This is a genomic window from Trichococcus flocculiformis, from assembly GCF_963662535.1.
Taxonomy (GTDB): domain Bacteria; phylum Bacillota; class Bacilli; order Lactobacillales; family Aerococcaceae; genus Trichococcus; species Trichococcus flocculiformis.
Map to the genome: position 1 here is coordinate 840,521 of NZ_OY759718.1, position 17,669 is coordinate 858,189.

18 protein-coding genes are annotated in these 17,669 nt (G+C 47.4%); 10 read left to right on the forward strand and 8 right to left on the reverse strand.

All coding sequences use genetic code 11. From position 1 onward, the window contains the following. Positions 1 to 263 precede the first annotated feature (263 nt). Positions 264 to 1,703, forward strand: coding sequence for a proline--tRNA ligase (gene proS, locus ACKPCD_RS04315; RefSeq protein ID WP_086988724.1), 1,440 nt, complete (start codon positions 264 to 266; stop codon positions 1,701 to 1,703). 171 nt (positions 1,704 to 1,874) lie between these two features. On the opposite strand, the gene ACKPCD_RS04320 is transcribed toward proS, so the two are convergent. From ACKPCD_RS04320 to ACKPCD_RS04330, 3 genes are read right to left on the reverse strand one after another with little or no spacing between them, the layout of a single operon-like run. Beyond that, positions 1,875 to 2,171 (reverse strand): DUF896 domain-containing protein, encoded by a 297-nt coding sequence (locus ACKPCD_RS04320; RefSeq protein ID WP_086988723.1) that lies wholly within the window; start codon positions 2,169 to 2,171, stop codon positions 1,875 to 1,877. Between the two features lie 31 nt (positions 2,172 to 2,202). Continuing rightward, a complete protein-coding gene (locus ACKPCD_RS04325) occupies positions 2,203 to 2,811 on the reverse strand; it encodes an alpha/beta hydrolase (protein WP_321434105.1) in 609 nt (202 codons plus the stop codon). A gap of 19 nt (positions 2,812 to 2,830) precedes the next feature. Further along, the gene (locus ACKPCD_RS04330) at positions 2,831 to 3,763 is read right to left on the reverse strand and encodes a ring-cleaving dioxygenase (protein WP_321434106.1); all 933 of its coding nucleotides are present in this window, start codon (positions 3,761 to 3,763) and stop codon (positions 2,831 to 2,833) included. A 202-nt stretch (positions 3,764 to 3,965) separates the two neighbouring features. Between ACKPCD_RS04330 and galT the strand changes: the two genes are divergently transcribed. Then, on the forward strand, positions 3,966 to 5,465 hold the full coding sequence (gene galT, locus ACKPCD_RS04335) for a UDP-glucose--hexose-1-phosphate uridylyltransferase (RefSeq protein ID WP_321434107.1): 1,500 nt from the start codon (positions 3,966 to 3,968) through the stop codon (positions 5,463 to 5,465). Between the two features lie 37 nt (positions 5,466 to 5,502). Continuing rightward, the gene (locus ACKPCD_RS04340) at positions 5,503 to 6,489 is read left to right on the forward strand and encodes a LacI family DNA-binding transcriptional regulator (protein WP_321434108.1); all 987 of its coding nucleotides are present in this window, start codon (positions 5,503 to 5,505) and stop codon (positions 6,487 to 6,489) included. A 107-nt stretch (positions 6,490 to 6,596) separates the two neighbouring features. On the opposite strand, the gene ACKPCD_RS04345 is transcribed toward ACKPCD_RS04340, so the two are convergent. Beyond that, positions 6,597 to 6,830, reverse strand: coding sequence for a CsbD family protein (locus ACKPCD_RS04345; protein WP_321434109.1), 234 nt, complete (start codon positions 6,828 to 6,830; stop codon positions 6,597 to 6,599). A 212-nt stretch (positions 6,831 to 7,042) separates the two neighbouring features. Here ACKPCD_RS04345 and tsaB point away from each other — a divergent pair, with 212 nt between their 5' ends. The 4 genes from tsaB to tsaD are packed head-to-tail and all read left to right on the forward strand — an operon-like array spanning position 7,043 to position 9,875. Then, positions 7,043 to 7,777 (forward strand): tRNA (adenosine(37)-N6)-threonylcarbamoyltransferase complex dimerization subunit type 1 TsaB, encoded by a 735-nt coding sequence (gene tsaB / locus ACKPCD_RS04350; RefSeq protein ID WP_321434110.1) that lies wholly within the window; start codon positions 7,043 to 7,045, stop codon positions 7,775 to 7,777. After that, positions 7,752 to 8,369 (forward strand): ribosomal protein S18-alanine N-acetyltransferase, encoded by a 618-nt coding sequence (gene rimI / locus ACKPCD_RS04355; protein ID WP_276646954.1) that lies wholly within the window; start codon positions 7,752 to 7,754, stop codon positions 8,367 to 8,369. The genes tsaB and rimI (ACKPCD_RS04355) overlap by 26 nt, the downstream gene beginning before the upstream one ends. Then, positions 8,353 to 8,853 carry a ribosomal protein S18-alanine N-acetyltransferase gene (gene rimI, locus ACKPCD_RS04360; RefSeq protein ID WP_321434111.1) on the forward strand — a complete coding sequence of 167 codons (501 nt, stop codon included), beginning with the start codon at positions 8,353 to 8,355 and terminating at the stop codon, positions 8,851 to 8,853. The genes rimI (ACKPCD_RS04355) and rimI (ACKPCD_RS04360) overlap by 17 nt, the downstream gene beginning before the upstream one ends. Next, positions 8,853 to 9,875 carry a tRNA (adenosine(37)-N6)-threonylcarbamoyltransferase complex transferase subunit TsaD gene (gene tsaD, locus ACKPCD_RS04365; protein WP_321434112.1) on the forward strand — a complete coding sequence of 341 codons (1,023 nt, stop codon included), beginning with the start codon at positions 8,853 to 8,855 and terminating at the stop codon, positions 9,873 to 9,875. Before rimI (ACKPCD_RS04360) ends, tsaD begins: the two co-directional genes overlap by 1 nt. Positions 9,876 to 10,275: 400 nt before the next feature. Here tsaD and ACKPCD_RS04370 read toward each other — a convergent pair whose 3' ends face one another. Both ACKPCD_RS04370 and ACKPCD_RS04375 read right to left on the reverse strand, forming a co-directional pair. Further along, a complete protein-coding gene (locus ACKPCD_RS04370; RefSeq protein WP_321434113.1) occupies positions 10,276 to 10,932 on the reverse strand; it encodes an HAD family hydrolase in 657 nt (218 codons plus the stop codon). 100 nt (positions 10,933 to 11,032) lie between these two features. Further along, positions 11,033 to 12,988: an ABC-F family ATP-binding cassette domain-containing protein gene (locus tag ACKPCD_RS04375; protein ID WP_276642204.1), complete on the reverse strand. Its 1,956-nt coding sequence runs from the start codon at positions 12,986 to 12,988 to the stop codon at positions 11,033 to 11,035. 349 nt (positions 12,989 to 13,337) lie between these two features. Between ACKPCD_RS04375 and ACKPCD_RS04380 the strand changes: the two genes are divergently transcribed. Beyond that, positions 13,338 to 13,970 carry a redox-sensing transcriptional repressor Rex gene (locus tag ACKPCD_RS04380; RefSeq protein ID WP_068560999.1) on the forward strand — a complete coding sequence of 211 codons (633 nt, stop codon included), beginning with the start codon at positions 13,338 to 13,340 and terminating at the stop codon, positions 13,968 to 13,970. Between the two features lie 407 nt (positions 13,971 to 14,377). On the opposite strand, the gene ACKPCD_RS04385 is transcribed toward ACKPCD_RS04380, so the two are convergent. Together ACKPCD_RS04385 and ACKPCD_RS04390 are read right to left on the reverse strand one after the other, a co-directional pair. Further along, complete coding sequence (locus tag ACKPCD_RS04385) at positions 14,378 to 14,584, reverse strand: DUF4305 domain-containing protein (protein ID WP_086988713.1); 207 nt, start codon at positions 14,582 to 14,584, stop codon at positions 14,378 to 14,380. Between the two features lie 41 nt (positions 14,585 to 14,625). Continuing rightward, positions 14,626 to 15,135: a CPBP family intramembrane glutamic endopeptidase gene (locus ACKPCD_RS04390; protein ID WP_288927858.1), complete on the reverse strand. Its 510-nt coding sequence runs from the start codon at positions 15,133 to 15,135 to the stop codon at positions 14,626 to 14,628. A 360-nt stretch (positions 15,136 to 15,495) separates the two neighbouring features. Between ACKPCD_RS04390 and groES the strand changes: the two genes are divergently transcribed. Together groES and groL are read left to right on the forward strand one after the other, a co-directional pair. After that, positions 15,496 to 15,780, forward strand: a complete 285-nt coding sequence (gene groES / locus ACKPCD_RS04395; RefSeq protein WP_068560996.1) for a co-chaperone GroES — start codon at positions 15,496 to 15,498, stop codon at positions 15,778 to 15,780. Positions 15,781 to 15,808: 28 nt separating this feature from the next. Further along, the gene (gene groL / locus ACKPCD_RS04400) at positions 15,809 to 17,422 is read left to right on the forward strand and encodes a chaperonin GroEL (protein ID WP_321434114.1); all 1,614 of its coding nucleotides are present in this window, start codon (positions 15,809 to 15,811) and stop codon (positions 17,420 to 17,422) included. Positions 17,423 to 17,669 lie beyond the last annotated feature (247 nt).

A 17,669-nucleotide genomic window follows, 5' to 3' on the forward strand; every position in this document is an offset into this window, starting at 1 on the left:
ATGGATGATGGGCAAAGAGAGTCTTTCCTAGGCTGGAAGAGGGACCCCCACTGATCCGTTGAACCTACCTGACAGTTTGCCATAGAAATATGGCCGGTTTTCTGCCGTTACCAGATGTTGAGTTGGGCTTTCGCAAATAATGAAGGCCAATGAAGGTGGTACCGCGGAAATACATCAGGAAAGTATATTTCGTCCTTGTTAAGGATGGATTATGCTTATTTTTTTGCAATCAAATAAAAATTTTAAAAATCAGGAGGAAAAACATGAGTACTTTACAAAAAGAAGATTTTTCGGCATGGTATATCCAAACCATCAAACAAGCTGATCTGATGGATTATTCACCTGTACGCGGCTGCATGATCTTCAAACCGGACGGCTATGAAATTTGGGAACATATCCAGGAAGAATTCAACGCACGTTTCAAAGAGGAAGGCATCCGTAACGCTTACTTCCCGATGCTGATCCCGGAATCATTCTTCACAAAAGAAAAAGACCATATCGAAGGCTTCAGCCCGGAATTGCCATGGGTAACGGAAGCCGCCGGCGAAAAATTGGAAGAACGCTTGGCCTTGCGTCCGACATCGGAAACGATGATCGGTACGGCTTTCGGTGACTGGATCAATTCTTACCGCGATCTGCCGATGGAAATCAACCAATGGGCGAACGTGTTCCGTTGGGAAAAGAAAACCTTGCCGTTCTTGCGCACTTCCGAGTTCCTTTGGCAAGAAGGACATACTGCCCATGCCGATGAAGAAGATGCGCGCCGTCGCACCATGCGCATGCTGCAAGTCTACAAAGAAGTCATCGAAGGCTTGTTGGCAGTGCCTGTCTACGAAGGGCAAAAAACGCCTTCAGAACGTTTCGCAGGTGCGGTGGATACCTACTCCGTAGAAGCGATGATGAAAGACGGAAAAGCGGTTCAGGCCGGGACTTCCCACTATATGGGCACGAAATTCGCGGAAGCATTCGACATCAAATACTTGAACCGCGATAACGAGCACGTTTATGCGCATACTACTTCTTGGGGCGTCTCCACACGTTTGATCGGTGCGCTGATCATGGTTCATGGCGATGACCAAGGATTGGTTTTGCCTCCTAAGGTCGCAGCAAAGCAAGTTGTTTTGATGCCGGTTGGCCCATGGAAGAAGAAACCTGAAATCGTGGAACGTCTGGAAGTATTGCAAAAGGATTTGAAGGCTGCCGGTATCCGCGTTCTCTTGGACGACAGCGATAACTCACCTGGCTTCAAATTCAACGAGTGGGAACTGAAGGGCGTGCCGATGCGCATTGAATTCGGGCCACGCGATATGGAAAACAACCAAGTCATGGTGAAAATGCGTGACCTTTCCGACAAAGTGGCGGTATCCTTGGATGAGATCATGGACTTCGTGCCGAAAGCATTGGATGACATGCAAGTCCGTCTCTTGGAAACAGCCCGCGAAAACCGCAAAGCCAATGAATACACGAACATCGATACATTGGATGAACTGAAAGCCCATATCGAATCCAAGCGAGCAGCTGGCGAAGTGCCTGGTTTCGTATTGGCAGGATGGGACGGCGAGCTTGAAACGGAAGCGAAAATCAAGGAAGAAACTGGCTTCACGACCCGCAACATGCCTTTCAACCCACCAGTCGAAAAAACAACCTGTATCGTATCAGGCAAGCCAGCCAAACACACAGTCTGGTTAGCAAGAGCATATTAAGAGAATGAAGGATGCACTGTGGTCGCAAGCGCCCAAGTGTATCATGGCTCTAAGCGATTGAAATCGCAAGAGCCATGACAAATCCCGTTTACAAAAGGATACGATGAATCCCGCACCAAAAAACAGGACCCACTCCATCAATTCGGAGTGAGTCCTGTTTTTTAGTAGGCATTACTTTTTATCTGCATCCTCTGGGTGCAGGTGCACGACGTTCTTCCCGCCCAAAATGTTTTTCACATCAGTCCGGCGTTTATCTTTTTGGGCTTCCACCAATTTCTTAGGTGTAATGTCATTTCCTTTGGGATCGACAACTTTTGAATTCAAAAGAATGTCGTCAAAAGAACTGCGGAAAGAGCGGAGATACTGTTGACGTAATTCCTTTTGCTCAATTTTTTCGGTTTCGGTCAGGCCATCCGCCGTTTTGGCTTTGCGGGCCAATTCATTGATTCTGTTCAATAGTTTTTCCATATATGTTTCTCCTCTCATGTGGAAGGAGATATCAGAAGTGTTTGTTGTACCAAGCTTTCGCTGCAACAACCTCTTCATTCGTCAGTGAGTGTCCAGCGTTTCCCCAATAAATGGCTACCTCACTGCCGGCTCCTTCTAGTGTCGCCTTCAATTCCATGCTTTCTTCCGGTGCGCAAAGCGGATCGTTTGTGCCTGCACCGATAAAGACAGGAAGGGAATGCAGATCAGGCAATTGACGATTGCGGAAAGGAACCATCGGATGATGAAGGATGGCTCCTTTGACCGCATCTTTGAAAGAGTATATCATACTCCCGGCGATATTTGCACCATTTGAGTATCCAATCGCTACGATGTTATTCCGGTCAAACCCATATTCTGTAGATGCATCATCCAAGAACGCAATCAATTCCTTTGTGCGGTATTCCAGGTCATTTTCGTCGAATACACCTTCTGCCAAACGACGGAAATAACGGTTCATTCCGGATTCGGTCACGTTTCCGCGCACGCCCAGCAAGGAAGCTTCCGGATCGATCGCCTCTCCTAAGAAAAACAGGTCGTGTTCGGTTCCGCCTGTGCCATGCAATAACAGCAGCAAAGGCCTTTCCGGATTCCCTTGTTTGAAAATATGTTGATGATTCATCTAAATCAATCCTCTCTGTTTATACGTTGCGGACTTCGAACGGGATGAGCCCTGCCGTCAAGGCCTCACGTCTGCTTTCGTACTGCGGCGGCAGCATCAATTTCTGGCCCATTGTTTCGCGGGGCTCATCAATAGCGAATCCCGGCGAGTCCGAAGCAATCTCGAATAGGATGCCGCCTTTTTCCCTGAAGTAAAGGGCTTTGAAATAATTGCGGTCCCGGACAGGAGTGGCATGTTGTCCTAGGGCGGTGACATGCTTCAGCCAATCGAGATGATCCGCTTCATCTTTTGCCCGCCATGCGATATGATGGACGGTTCCGACGCCCATGACACCAGCACCGACGGAGGTCATTTTAATGTCGACGGTATTGCCGAGAGCAGCTTCGGAACGGAAACGGATCAGATCATCTTCCTGCCCGATGCGTTCCAAGCCCATCACTTTTTCGACGACAGCTGCAGTTTCTTCGGGTGCCCCCGTCAATAGGACAGCTCCCGCAAAGCCTTTGATGGCATGTTCTGAGGGTACGCCATTGAAGGAATACGGATTGTTGTTTCCGTCTTCACGTTCCACCAATTCCAGATGCAGACCATGCGGATCATCAAAGTCCAGATACGTTTCCCCGAAACGGGTCGATTTATCGAACGGAATATTGTAATCGGCCAGGCGTTTTTCCCAGAATGACAGGGATCCGGCGGGAACCGCATAAACGGTGATGCCCACCTGTCCATCGCCAATACTGCCATGGCGGGATTTGGCCCAAGGGAAGAACGTGATGACGGTCCCGGGATCGCCGTCCGCATTGCCGAAGTAAAGGTGATAGGTCTCCGGATCGTCAAAGTTGACGGTCTGTTTGATCATGCGCATTCCGAGTACGCCGGCATAAAAGTCGACGTTTTCCTGCGGATGACCCACGATGGCTGTGATATGATGGATTCCTGCTGTTTTTTTCATTATGAAAGACACTCCTTTTAAATAGTTTTGGGTTCAGTAAACACATTATCTCGAATTCGAAATAATAATAACACGAGAAAATCAAGCTGTCAAATAGTAAGCGTGAAGCGGTCGGTAAATAAAAAGTTAAGATAGAAGTAAAATTTACCGCGGGGCATATGCTATAATTAAACCTACAACAACAGAGGAATGAGGGGTAAATTTGCAGGATAGCAGCATCGACCAAGTCATACGGGATTTTGTCAGTAAAGGCATTGCGGCCCATCGCATCCATAGCCTGGATGAGCGATACGCCATCAATCATTTATTGGGTTTATTAGAGATAGACGTTTATGATGTTCAAAAAATACCTTCCATTCCTTTGCCCAATTTGCTGGACTCACTGGATCGGATGGTCGGCTATGCGGTTGAAAAACATCTGATTACCGATGTTCCCGAAGAAATCGAAATCATGGAAGCGCAAATAATGGAACTGATCACACCTTTGCCTTCCGAGGTAAATAAGCGTTTTTGGATGCATTATGAAGAAGCACCGATGCGGGCAACCGATGAGTTCTATCGTTTGAGTCAAGATAATGACTACATTAAAACTAGGAAAATCGCAAGAAACAAACATTTTTCGTTCGATTCCAAGTACGGAAAACTAGAAATCACGATAAACCTATCCAAACCCGAAAAAACGCGCCAACAGATGGAAGCGGCGCGACAATCAGAAAGCGGCAACTATCCCATTTGTGCGCTTTGTATGGAAAACGAAGGATACAGAGGGAGAGCCGATGCGGCAGCGAGAAGCAACCACCGGATTGTTCGCCTTCCTTTGTTCGGGGAGAACTGGGGATTTCAGTATTCGCCTTATTCCTACTACAACGAGCATTGCATCATCCTTTCCGAAGAGCACGTGCCCATGCATGTCACGGAAGAGACGATTGCGAACCTGTTTGAGATCGTGACGCTCTTCCCACATTACTTCATCGGTTCCAATGCGGGATTACCGATAGTCGGAGGTTCCATCCTCAGTCATGAACATTATCAAGGCGGGCGTCACCATTTTCCCATGGAAGCTGCCAAAGTTCTCCGGACCTTGGCTCTGGAAGGTTTTCCGGAAGTCGAAGCCGAAGTACTTTTTTGGCCGCTTTCGGTCATTCGTCTCCGTTCAGAGGATAGGGATGTGGTCGCTGCCGCTGCGTGCACCATTATGGAAGAATGGCAAAACTACAGCGATCCGCAAGCCGAAATCTTAGCGGAATCGGATGGCGTGCGCCATAATGCGGTAACGCTCGTTGCGCGCCGTGTCGGAGAAGCTTACGAGTTGGATGTGGTGTTGCGGAATAACCGGACAAGCGAAGCGTTCCCTGATGGCATCTTCCATCCGCATCCGGATGTCCAGCACATCAAAAAAGAAAACATCGGCTTGATCGAAGTGCTCGGCCTGGCGATTTTGCCGCCGCGATTGGATACAGAGCTCAACGAAGTTGCCGACTATCTGCTGGGGAAAACCGCTGATGTCGCCTCCTGCCATCGGGAGTGGGCCGAAGAACTAAAGCAGCAAGGGCCTTTCGAAGCAGATTCCGTCATGGAAATGATCCAGGAGGCAGTCGGTGAAAAATTCCTGCGCGTAATCGAAGATGCAGGCGTGTACAAGCAAACACCGGAAGGGCAAGCAGGCTTCTATCGCTTTTTGAGCACACTTGAAAATAAATAATGAAAATACACAGAAGAACGACGGAGGTGGAGTAAGTATGGCGACCATGAAGGACATCGCCGAAAGGGCAGGAGTCTCGACTGCGACGGTTTCGCGCGTGCTGAACCACGATGAGACGCTTTCTGTCGGCAAGGAAACGAAAGATCGGATTTTCGCAGCCGCAAAAGAGCTGAATTATACTAAAACGAAAAAAAAGAAAAGCAGGGAAAAGATCCTGCTGCTGCAGTGGTACACCCAAGAGGAAGAATTGGATGACCTCTATTATCAAGGCATCCGTTTAGGGGCCGAAGAACGTGCCGAAGCCGAAGGGTACGATGTCGTACGGGTTTTCCATGATGTGACCTTCGATATCGAAAAGGACGTCATCGGCATCGTGGCAATCGGTAAATTCGGAGAGCGACAGGTGCAGAGGCTGATGGATTTCGGAAAACCATTGTGCTTCATCGACTCGGATCAATTCAAATGGAAACAGGATTGCGTCATCGTAGATTTTGCATCCGCGATGGAACAAGTCATTGCCGAAATGGACAGAGGCGGCCACACCCAAATCGGTTTTTTGGAGGGCAAGGAACTGACGAACGACAAAGAAATGCTGGTTCGCGATCTGCGTTCTGAGCTGTTTCTTGCTGAACTGCGCAAGCGGGGTTGGTACCGGGATAAGTATCACCGCAGCGGAAACTTCAGCACTTCTTCGGGATACGCGATGATGAATCAGCTGCTTAACGATAATGGGGAACAACTTCCGACTTTCCTGTTTGCCGAAAATGATGCCATCGCCATAGGAGCTCTACGTGCGCTTCAGGAAGCTGATATTTCGGTTCCTGATAAAATTTCGGTAGTCGGATTCAACGACAGTAAGGTTGCCAAATACGTCTACCCGCCGTTATCGACCATCCGAGTCGACACGCGCGAGATGGGCAGAACAGGCATATCCTTATTGCTTGACCGCATCGCCTATCCGCGCAAAATATCCAAAAAAATCAGCTTATCCACTGAGTGGGTCAAGCGCGCATCCACAAGGTGATTCCACCAATCAATGATGGAATCACTTTGAAAAAAGAATAAGCCGCCCCAACAAACCGTTGCAGGTTGTTGGGGCGGCTTATTATCCTATGCTATCTAAAATAAGTTTTATTTTTTCCAATCATCGATTTTATCATTTGCCTTATCAGCTAAATCCTCGGCTTTATCATGGAGATCTTCCTTGATTTCACCTTTTTTTTGTATGGCTTCGCCGCGTGCTTGTTGGAGTTTACCTTCTAATTCTTTGCTTGAGTCATCCACCAAGTCGCCGTATTCTTCTTTGATTTTGCCGACCACTTTATCCTTCATGCCTTTTGCTTTATCGCCCAAATTTGAATTCATGATGTTTCCTCCTTTTTGATGTCACACTTATTGGCTTTACTTACTATAACCTATTTTAACTTATCTGTTATCAAAATCAAGCAATAGCCCTTGAGAGGGGGAGAGGCAGGTACATCTGCCGCATGAGCATTTGGAAGGATGTATGCTTTTTATCACTCTGATTAAATGCTATACTAGATGAGCATAATAATCAGGAAAAGGAGGCTATCTAGATGAAAATATTAGCCATTGAATCCTCAAACCAGACCATGAGTGCGGCTGTTTGCGAAAATGGCCGCTTGCTCGCAGAAGTCACCACCAACGGAAATCTTCAGCACAGTACCCAATTGATGCCAGCAGTGGATCATGTCATGAAACTTGCCGGATGGAAACCTGCCGATTTGGAATGCATCGCAGTCGCTAAGGGGCCGGGCTCCTACACAGGAGTCAGGATCGGAGCGACCATCGCGAAAACTTTTGCATGGACGTTAGCGATTCCTTTAGTGCCGATCTCCAGCCTGAAGGTTATCGCCGGCAATTGCGAAGGGGCTGCGCACAAGCTTGTTCCTATGATTGATGCGCGTAGGGGGAACTGTTACACAGCTGTTTATCAATTCGAGGACAATTTGTTGGTGGAACGGATTGCCGACACACATATAGCCAGCGAAGAGTGGTTCCAGCGCTTGTTGGCGGAAGAAGGCACTTATCTGTTCGTGGGAGAGGATGTCAGCAAATACCGCGAACGCATCGGTGAATTATTCAAGGAACGCGCGCTATTTGCTGGAGAATCACAGGCTTTACCGCGCGCGAGCGTGCTGGCCACACTTTCGGAATCCGCGACCGCGGAGGATCCGCACACCTTTGTGCCGTCCTACTTAAAAAAACCGGAAGCTGAAGAAAAATGGGAACAACAGCATCTTAGTAATCGGAGGGAAGACTACGTTGAGAGAGTGGATTCATCGATTTAAATCCATGTATAAGGAAATCCGATTTGATGTTCTGGCCAAAATCCATTCAAAGCGCGTTCTCTCCAATGAGAAAACCTATCTGCTGCGTAACCAGCTTCCTGTCAGATTGATGGTCGGCGAAAAACAGCACATTCCCGATATTCTTTATATCGAGCGGATGAGCTACGATGGCGCAACACCCTGGGGAAGGACAGCATTGGAAAATGATATGCTGTACAACCCGAAGTCGCTTTATTACGTTTTGTATGAAGGCCGTATGCCTATCGGTTTTTTGGGTGCAAGATTGGATGGGAAAGATATTCATATAACGAATTTGGCGGTAGTGCCCGAATTTCAGCAGATTGGCGCGGCAACGTTGTTGTTGCGCGTGTTGAGAAGCTTTGCGGAAGAAAAAAGCGCCACAAGCATCAGCTTGGAAGTGCGGATTTCAAACCATCGGGCGAAGGCTTTATACACGAAAATGGGTTTTCTGCCGGAGCAGATCAAGCAGCATTATTATCACGGTGACGGCGAAGACGCTTTGGATATGGTATGGCCTTTGGCAGGAAAACAATCGGAAGAAAAGGAAGATGTTCATGCAACGCACGTTTGAAATATGCGACCTGAAGACGGGCGCAGGCAAATTGGACCAACATGCACAGACTTTGTACGAACTTACAATGCTGGCCAATGAGGGGCATTCCAGTTGGAAAGTATCCTCATTCCTGTCTGAATTGAAGGACAATCATTCCATTTATGTAGGTTATATGGAGGAAAACAAGCTGGTGGGCTATATTTGTTGCATGGCGGTTGTAGATGAGGCATCAATCAACAATTTTGCGGTAGCCCCTGATCATCAGGCGAAAGGAATCGGAACAAAATTGTTGCAGGAAATGATTGCCTTGCTGAAAAAAAGGGGCATGGAGCGGCTTTGGCTCGAAGTCCGTGTTTCTAATGATGCTGCCTATAACCTGTATAAAAAAATAGGCTTTACGGAAATATTCCGAAGAAAAGAGTATTATCATAATCCGATCGAGGATGCCTACATCATGGAATTGGCGCTGACATCGGAAAAACAAGAGGAGGCGGAAGGCTGATGACGCAAACAGATGTGACCATACTCGCGATTGAGAGCAGTTGCGATGAAACGAGTGTAGCTGTGGTGAAAAACGGAAATACAGTCCTTTCGAATGTTGTCGCTTCCCAGATCAAAAGCCATATGCGTTTTGGCGGGGTCGTCCCGGAAGTGGCGAGCCGTCATCATGTAGAGCAGATCACTCAAATCGTGGAAGCGGCATTAAATGAAGCGCAGGTAACTTTCGATGCCATCGATGCAGTTGCTGTGACGCATGGCCCGGGTTTGGTAGGTTCGTTGTTGATCGGTGTCAGTGCGGCGAAAGCTCTTGCTTTTGCCCATCAGAAACCGCTCATTCCGGTCAATCATATGGCCGGCCATATCTATGCGAACCAGTTGGTGACTCCGATGCGCTACCCATTGCTATCGTTGGTTGTCAGCGGAGGGCACACGGAGTTGGTGTATATGGAAAAGGACGGATCTTTCGATATCATCGGCGAAACGCGGGATGATGCCGCGGGGGAAGCTTACGACAAAATCGGACGCATTTTGGGCTTGCCTTATCCTGGTGGAAAGAAAATGGATGAAATGGCTCATGAAGGTAAGGAAACGATGCATTTTCCGCGCGCTATGATCAAAGAAGACAATTACGATTTCAGCTTCAGCGGATTGAAAAGTTCCGTCATCAATACTGTCCACAATGCACGCCAAAAAGGGGATGACATCAATCCCTATGATTTGGCCGCCAGTTTCCAGGCAAGTGTCGTGGATGTTCTGGTGCATAAGACGTTGCGCGCGGCCAAGGAAAAGAACATTAAGCAGCTGCTGTTGGCCGGCGGAGTCGCCGCCAACAGAGGCTTGCGTGAAGCTTTGTCGGCAAAAATGGCACTGGAGCTTCCGGAAGTCGAGGTAGTCATTCCGCCGTTGTCGCTATGCGGGGATAATGCGGCGATGATCGGAGCTGCGGCTTACACCGAATACCAACAAAAACATTTTGCCGGATACGATCTGAATGCACATCCGGGCTTGGTTTTAGGCGAATAATAAAAGAGAACGCTGGCCGACTATGTCGACTAACGTTCTCTTTTTTTGACATACAGGAATTTATAAAATTTTCCAGAGTGAAAAATGCATCACCGTAGGTGTTTCACAAGTTTGCAAAATGTTTCATGCATCTAAAATGATGTCCAGCTTCACGGGTTAGCCCTTCGGAAAAAAGAATAAGGAACCTCTTGTCTCTGCGAGCCAAGACATACTGTTCGACTAATCTGCTGACGCAGAAAGTCTCTCAGCAATTGCGCTCTTCGATGCTCAGGCAGACAGATTTCCTAAATTGTCATGACTCTTGCGATTTCAATCGCTTAGAGGCATGATACACTTGACCGATTAGGTCACAGTGTTTCCTTAATCAGGGCTGAACGAACCCGTTCAGCTTTTCTTATTCTTAATCGACCAGCGCTCGGCAGTAATCGGCATCGAGATCCGAAAAATCGGTGACGATGACGGAAGCCAACGACAGATCCTGCGGAGGGAACTCGAGATTGCGGAAACCGATGCATTTGCAGCCGGCCGCATGTGCAGAGGCAACTCCGTTTTTGGAGTCCTCAATGACAACGCAGTTCTCCGGTTTGGCATTCAAGTTTTTTGCAGCATCCAGGAAGATATCGGGCGCGGGCTTGGAATGCGCAACGCTTTCCCCCGAAACAAAATAGCTGAAATATTTTTCGATGTCCAATGCTTTTACAGCCTTATGGATATCCGTCAAAGGAGAAGAGGAGGCGATTGCCAAAGGAACACCGGCTTCATGCAGACGTGCAATGAAGGGAATCACACCCGGTATCGGCTGCAGGCCGTCTTCATCCATCAGGCGATTGCGGATGACGTTCGCCCGTTCCACCAATTCTCCTACCGGGGCATCCAGATTGAATTCATTTTTCATTGTTTCCCACATGTATTCGTGCGTGGTCCCTTGGTAGCGGAAATGATACTCCAACTCGGTGTCCACTCCGAATTCCTTCAATAGCATACTTTCTGATCGCAAAAAGAATGGTTCCGTATCGATGATGACACCATCCATATCAAATAAAACGGCTTCCAACATATTCGTACCTCCATATTCCTATTATGCGTACTTGTTCGAGTGCAACTTAACAAAAGTTCCGGCATTCCTCAACTAAGACAGGAAACGCTTATCGGCTTCACTATTCATTCAGTTCCTCGAGAGCGGTTGTCTGATCTTCCCAATCCTGCATCAGCTCGTCCTGCCGTGCCTGTAGGGCGAGCAACTGCTGGTTGAACTGTTGGACTTTTTCATGGTCACCGTAGACTTCCGGTTCGGTCAATTGCAGCTCGATCGCAGCGATGGCCTCCTCGACGGTCGCCAATTCATCCTCCAAAGCCTCCACCTGCCGAGCCAGTTTTCTTTCCAATTTCAGTTTTTCCTTGGAAGAAACGTAATCCCCTTTTGCTTTCGAAAGAGGCTCAACGGCAGCGTTTGTTTCCGTGGCGTTTTCGGCCTGCTGCAAAGCTGCCAACGCCGCTTCTTGCTGTTTCTTTTCAATATAGTAATCGTAGTCCCCGAGGTATAATTTACTGCCCTCAGCGGAAAGTTCGACAATGTTTGTCGCAATCCGGTTGATGAAATAGCGGTCGTGGGATACGAAAAGCAGGGTGCCGTCATAATCGATCAAGGCATTTTCAAGCACTTCTTTGCTGTCGATGTCCAAATGGTTTGTGGGTTCATCGAGGACAAGGAAATTCTTTTGGTCCAGTGCCAGCTTGCAGAGCGAAAGCCTTGCCTTCTCGCCGCCGCTCAATGCCGGAATCGTTTTTTCGACATCGGCGCCGGAGAACAGGAAGCTCCCCAGGATACTGCGCACATCTTTTTCGTTCAGCGTGGGATGAAGATCCCAGATTTCGGCGAGAACGCTCTTGTTTTTGGAAAGGTTGCCTAATTCTTGGTCATAATAACCGAGATCGACATTGGCGCCGAGCTGGACTCTGCCTTTCAAAAGCGGAATCTCGGAAATGATCGACTTCAGCAAAGTGGACTTGCCGATCCCGTTCGGCCCGACGATCGCGATCGCCTGCTGTTTACGGATGTCAAGATTGATCGGATCAGCCAGGATCTTATCGGCATAGCCGACAGCCCCGTTTTCCAGCGTCAAGACGACATTTCCGCTTTCTTTTGCGATATCGAAAGAGAAGCGAGCGGAACGCTCATCGCCTTTCGGTCTGTCCATCCGCTCCATTTTTTCCAGACGTTTGCGGCGGCTTTGCGCCATTTTGGTCGTGGAAGCGCGCGCCAGATTGCGGGCGACATAATCCTCCAATTTGGATATTTCATCCTGTTGCTTCTCGTAAGCCTTCAATTCCTGCTCCAGGCGGGCGGCTTTCTCGGTCAGATAATAGGAGTAGTTGCCTTTGTAGTGCTGGATCTTGTGGCGGCTGATTTCATACACCTCCGTGGCGACTTTGTCCAGGAAGTATCGGTCATGGGAAACGATCAAAAGCGAACCGTTGTAACCGATCAGATAATTTTCCAGCCAAGCCAGCGTATCGATGTCCAGATGGTTGGTGGGCTCATCCAAAATGAGCAGGTCGTTCTTTTCAAGCAAGATTTTGGCCAAGGCAAGCCTGGTTTTCTGGCCGCCTGACAATTGGGAAATCGGACGATCGTAATCTCCTTCGTAGAACTGGAATCCGTGAAGCACCGAACGGATCTCGGATTCATAGCCGTACGCGTTCTTTTCGTGCAAAGTATGCTGGAGATGGTCATAGCGTTCCAGAGCTTTTTGGTAGGCTTCTTCATCCTCGAGCAAGTCCGGATCCCCCAAAGCGACGGCGGCTTGTTCAGCTTCCTTACTTAATTGGATGAGCGGGGCAAAAATGGTCAACATTTCCTGCCAAATCGTGTTGGATGAATCGACCGCGCTATGCTGATCCAGGTAGCCGATCGTTACGTCCTTGCTCTTTGAAACAGAGCCGGCATCCGTTGCTTCGATGCCTGCCAAAATCTTCAGCAAGGTCGATTTGCCGGCTCCGTTTCGGCCGACGAGTGCAATACGCGAATGGTCTTGAACAGTAATTTGAATATTGTCGAATAAGACGCTCGCCCCAAAAAGGCGCGCCAAATTTTGTCCTTGCAGTAAAATCATATGTAGTGTCCTCTTTCTAAGCAAATGCTGGCATTTATCCCTTCCATTTTATCACAGCATGCATTGATTCGATAGGGACAAGCAAAGTTATTGCTATATTCACGTATTTGTACATGTGAAAAAATGTTGGCGACTCCGCTTACATTTGTTACAGTATTTCACATGTTGTTCAAAAAAGGCTTCACAATCAAGTCCGATTTCGAACAAATTAGTAGATTTTTCACAATCAGGTGATATAATAGGCAGTATGAAATGAAAGCTTAAGTATGTGAACATACTTTTTAAAGTTTGTCGGAACCGCACAAACACTATGAGTTACGAAATGAAAGAGGAAAGAAGAGGAGAAAAAATGTCGACGAATGATATTCCAAAAGCTACGGCAAGGAGGTTGCCGATTTACCACCGCTATTTGCGCTTTTTGCATAACGCTGGTAAAAAACGTGTTTCATCCACTGAGCTCAGTGAAGCAGTAAAAGTGGATAGTGCTACTATCCGTAGGGATTTTTCATATTTTGGCGCACTGGGTAAAAGAGGATACGGCTATGATGTCGAGTATTTGTTGGATTTCTTCAGCAAAACCTTGAATCAGGACCGTTTGACGAACGTTGCTTTGATCGGTGTGGGTAATTTGGGTCATGCCTTGTTGAACTACAACTTCCACGTAAGCAACAATGTGCGCATCAGTGCAGCATTTGATGTCAATGAAGGCATTGTTGGTAAAATCCTCAGTGGTGTACCGGTGTACCCCATGACGGATATGGTGGAGCAGTTGCGTATCCAACAGATTGATGTAGCCATTCTGACCGTTCCCCAAGAAGTTGCGCAGGATGCAACGAACCGTTTGACCGAAGCGGGCGTTCGCGGCATCATGAACTTTACCCCGATCCGTCTTTCCGTTCCGGAAAATGTCCGCGTTCAGAATGTGGATTTGACGAATGAATTGCAGACGTTGATTTATTTCTTGGACAATGATATCGGCTGAGCAAAGTCGGCAGTTGATGATAAGAAAACGCAAAAAGAAGGATGAGGCCGCCTCATCCTTCTTTTTTTCATTAGCAAGTAGGTATACATTTTGAACAAAGAAATGCATCACCAAGGGTGATTTAAAGGTCAGCAAATTATTTGGTGTTTCCAAAGTGATGTCTAGCGGTCCAAGCCTGCCTCTCGGAAAGAGAGGCAGGAACCCCTTGTCTCTTCGAGCCAAGGATACTGTTCGACTAACCTGCTGACGCAGGAAGTCTCTCAGCAATTGCGCTCTACGATGCTCATTTGCATGGGACTCTTAGGGATTCATCCCTTAGAGCCCTAGTACAAGGTGACCGTAGGAAACGTTGCGAGGCCAGATTTCCTAAATTTCTTTCGAGGCAGAGCGGGCTTGTACCGCTTTTCCTAGTTTTTGTCGATGCTGTTTTTGATTTTCAGGTAGGCGTTGAACATGCGAACGCCTTTTACGACATCACTTGTTGCGAACAGCACGCTGATGATGGCCATGAATCCCCACCCTGCAGTATTCACTGCGTCGACTGCCAGCGAAATGAAAAGGATTGCGAAAACAAAACGGATGATTACTTGAATTAATAGATTTTTTAAAGTCATGTTATTCCTTTCTTTTTCCTAAATAGCGGACTTCACGTGCCTTACGAAATGAGTTGGGAGAGAATCGGCAAAGCGGATACGGCATTCATCAACGCATGCGCAATCATCGGAGTGGCTATGTTTCTTGTTCTGTAATAAAGGAAAGAAAACCATAGTCCCAGAGAGCCATAAACCAAATAGTGCCCATCATTATGCGCAATCGCAAAAAGCAAAGCACTGATAGTGGCTGCGCCGACGATCCCGATTGCATCAACCAGATGTGTGACAATCGCTTTACGGAATACAAATTCCTCCATCACAGGTGCAAAGATGATAATGTTAAAAATAAAGAATGGATAGCGGTTTGTCAAGTCCAGCAATACTTCCGTATTTTCGGAAATCACGGGCATCTTGAACAAAAGATACTCCACGTTCATCGCGACGATCTGAATCAGGATAGCTCCCAAGAAGCCAAAGATTCCGATCGCGAGCGTTTTTCCGATTGGGGCGGCTGGTTGCTCTGTAAGGCTGTTTTGTGGTGTCCATTTTTTTCTGCTATTCCATGCTACCATAAGGACAGTCCCTAGGAAAGCGAAGAATAGCGAGAGATTCATAGCCGCTGCGATACGATCTGCCTCCGGAATGAAAAAAAGTATAACGACCGGCAGAAGCTGAGAAGCGAGATAGATGAGAATGATCTGTATGGCTAACGTTGACCTGGAACGTATTTTTTTATTCATATAATAGTACCTTTCTGAGAGAACTGACGTCTTACGCTTGATAAACAGTATAGCATAATAGCGTAAAAAAATAGAATCAGAAAAAATCGGCTTCCCTCTTGCAAATTAATTGGAGATTGATTAATATAGAAATGTAACTTAGCACTCTGAGTTGATGAGTGCTAAAATAAACTTATTTTTGGAGGGATCATCTTGTTAAAACCATTAGGAAACCGTGTTATTGTAGAAGTTGCCAAAGAAGAGGAAAAATCTGTAGGCGGCATCGTTTTACCGTCGTCCGCTAAAGAAAAATCCCAAACCGGTACCGTTATTGCTGTAGGAGCAGGCCGCGTGACGGATAACGGCGTAACCATCGAAATGACCGTAAAGGCGGGGGATACTGTCCTTTTCGAAAAGTATGCAGGCACAGAAGTCAAATATGCAGGCACAGAATACTTAGTGATCAAAGAAAGCGACATCGTAGCAATTCTGGACTAAAAATAAAATTCATGAGGTGAATCGATAAATGGCAAAAGACATTAAATTTTCAGAAGACGCAAGAGCAGCAATGCTTCGTGGTGTGGATATCTTAGCAGATACCGTAAAAGTGACATTAGGACCTAAAGGCCGCAACGTTGTTTTAGAAAAAGCGTATGGTTCTCCATTGATCACGAATGACGGCGTGACAATCGCCAAAGAAATCGAATTGGAAGACCGTTTCGAAAATATGGGAGCGAAATTGGTTTCCGAAGTTGCTTCCAAAACAAACGACATTGCTGGTGACGGTACAACGACTGCCACTGTTTTGACACAAGCGATCGTTCGTGAAGGTTTGAAGAACGTTACAGCAGGCGCAAATCCGGTAGGCATCCGTCGCGGTATCGAATTGGCTACTCAAGCAGCCGTAAAAGGCTTGGCAGAAATTTCCCAAACCGTAAATTCAAAAGAGTCGATCGCACAGGTAGCTGCTGTATCGTCCGGATCGAAAGAAATCGGCGAATTGATTGCGGAAGCAATGGAGAAAGTCGGCAACGACGGAGTCATCACGATCGAAGAGTCAAAAGGGATCGAAACCGAGTTGGATGTTGTTGAAGGGATGCAATTCGACCGCGGTTACCTATCGCAATACATGGTCACCAACAACGACAAAATGGAAGCAGAATTGGAAGCACCTTATATCCTGATCACGGATCGTAAATTGTCCAATATCCAAGACATCTTGCCTTTATTGGAACAGATCCTGCAACAAGGTCGCCCATTGTTGATCGTTGCTGATGATGTTGACGGCGAAGCGTTGCCTACATTAGTATTGAACAAATTGCGCGGAACATTCAATGTAGCGGCAGTCAAAGCACCTGGTTTCGGTGACCGCCGTAAAGAAATGCTGCAGGACATCGCAATCCTGACAGGTGGTACCGTTATTGCTGAGGATTTAGGCTTGGAATTGAAGGATACTACCGTAGAACATTTGGGTCGTGCAGGTAAAGTTGTCGTAACCAAAGATTCCACAACCATCGTTGAAGGAGCCGGCGAAAAAGAAGCCATCGAACAGCGTGTTGCGGTCATCCGTGCGCAATCAGCCGAGACAACTTCAGAGTTTGACCGTGAGAAATTACAGGAACGTCTTGCGAAATTATCCGGTGGCGTCGGTGTCATCAAAGTCGGAGCTGCTACCGAAACTGAATTGAAAGAACGCAAACTGCGTATCGAAGATGCTTTGAATGCAACCCGCGCCGCTGTTGAAGAAGGTATCGTATCCGGTGGTGGTACAGCTTTGATCAACGTTCAAAAACGCGTTGAAGCGTTGGAACTGACCGGCGACGAAGCAACAGGTGCGCGCATCGTAGCGCGTTCATTGGAAGAGCCAGTGAGACAAATCGCTGAAAATGCTGGTAAAGAAGGCTCTGTTGTAGCCGATAAGATCAAAGGACTTGAAGTTGGTATGGGTTATAACGCCGCAACCGATGAGTGGGTGAACATGATAGAAGCAGGAATCGTGGATCCTACAAAAGTGACACGTTCCGCTTTACAAAACGCAGCCAGCGTAGCTGCCCTGATCCTATCGACAGAAGCGATCGTAGCCGACCGTCCAGCCCCAGCAACACCCCCATCAATGGACCCAAGCATGGGCATGATGTAAAAAACAGTGTGTGATGAATCCTGAGCTCAGAGTTTGAGCACTAAGAGGAAATCACCACCACGACCTGGTTTTGGTCGAGGTGGTGATTTCAGCTTAGGCGGAGAACTCTAGGATTCAGAACCGTTCTAACAGGATGTGATGATTCGCATTTAGATACCCGGACGTTTTTTGTCCGTGTGTGGTTGTCAACTTAGGCGGAACCCTCTGCAATTCAGAGTTCAACTAAAACAGGATACGATGAATTGCG

What these genes read in the sequence shown, in the direction of transcription:
- ACKPCD_RS04375 (WP_276642204.1), bottom strand. Translation starts at nt 12,988, where the DNA reads ATGATTTTACTGCAAGGACAAAATTTGGCGCGCCTTTTTGGGGCGAGC.
- ACKPCD_RS04325 (WP_321434105.1), bottom strand. Translation starts at nt 2,811, where the DNA reads ATGAATCATCAACATATTTTCAAACAAGGGAATCCGGAAAGGCCTTTG.
- ACKPCD_RS04320 (WP_086988723.1), bottom strand. Translation starts at nt 2,171, where the DNA reads ATGGAAAAACTATTGAACAGAATCAATGAATTGGCCCGCAAAGCCAAA.
- ACKPCD_RS04340 (WP_321434108.1), top strand. Translation starts at nt 5,503, where the DNA reads ATGGCGACCATGAAGGACATCGCCGAAAGGGCAGGAGTCTCGACTGCG.
- proS (WP_086988724.1), top strand. Translation starts at nt 264, where the DNA reads ATGAGTACTTTACAAAAAGAAGATTTTTCGGCATGGTATATCCAAACC.
- tsaD (WP_321434112.1), top strand. Translation starts at nt 8,853, where the DNA reads ATGACGCAAACAGATGTGACCATACTCGCGATTGAGAGCAGTTGCGAT.
- rimI (WP_321434111.1), top strand. Translation starts at nt 8,353, where the DNA reads ATGCAACGCACGTTTGAAATATGCGACCTGAAGACGGGCGCAGGCAAA.
- ACKPCD_RS04380 (WP_068560999.1), top strand. Translation starts at nt 13,338, where the DNA reads ATGTCGACGAATGATATTCCAAAAGCTACGGCAAGGAGGTTGCCGATT.
- ACKPCD_RS04385 (WP_086988713.1), bottom strand. Translation starts at nt 14,584, where the DNA reads ATGACTTTAAAAAATCTATTAATTCAAGTAATCATCCGTTTTGTTTTC.
- ACKPCD_RS04330 (WP_321434106.1), bottom strand. Translation starts at nt 3,763, where the DNA reads ATGAAAAAAACAGCAGGAATCCATCATATCACAGCCATCGTGGGTCAT.
- ACKPCD_RS04370 (WP_321434113.1), bottom strand. Translation starts at nt 10,932, where the DNA reads ATGTTGGAAGCCGTTTTATTTGATATGGATGGTGTCATCATCGATACG.
- ACKPCD_RS04390 (WP_288927858.1), bottom strand. Translation starts at nt 15,135, where the DNA reads ATGGTAGCATGGAATAGCAGAAAAAAATGGACACCACAAAACAGCCTT.
- tsaB (WP_321434110.1), top strand. Translation starts at nt 7,043, where the DNA reads ATGAAAATATTAGCCATTGAATCCTCAAACCAGACCATGAGTGCGGCT.
- ACKPCD_RS04345 (WP_321434109.1), bottom strand. Translation starts at nt 6,830, where the DNA reads ATGAATTCAAATTTGGGCGATAAAGCAAAAGGCATGAAGGATAAAGTG.
- groL (WP_321434114.1), top strand. Translation starts at nt 15,809, where the DNA reads ATGGCAAAAGACATTAAATTTTCAGAAGACGCAAGAGCAGCAATGCTT.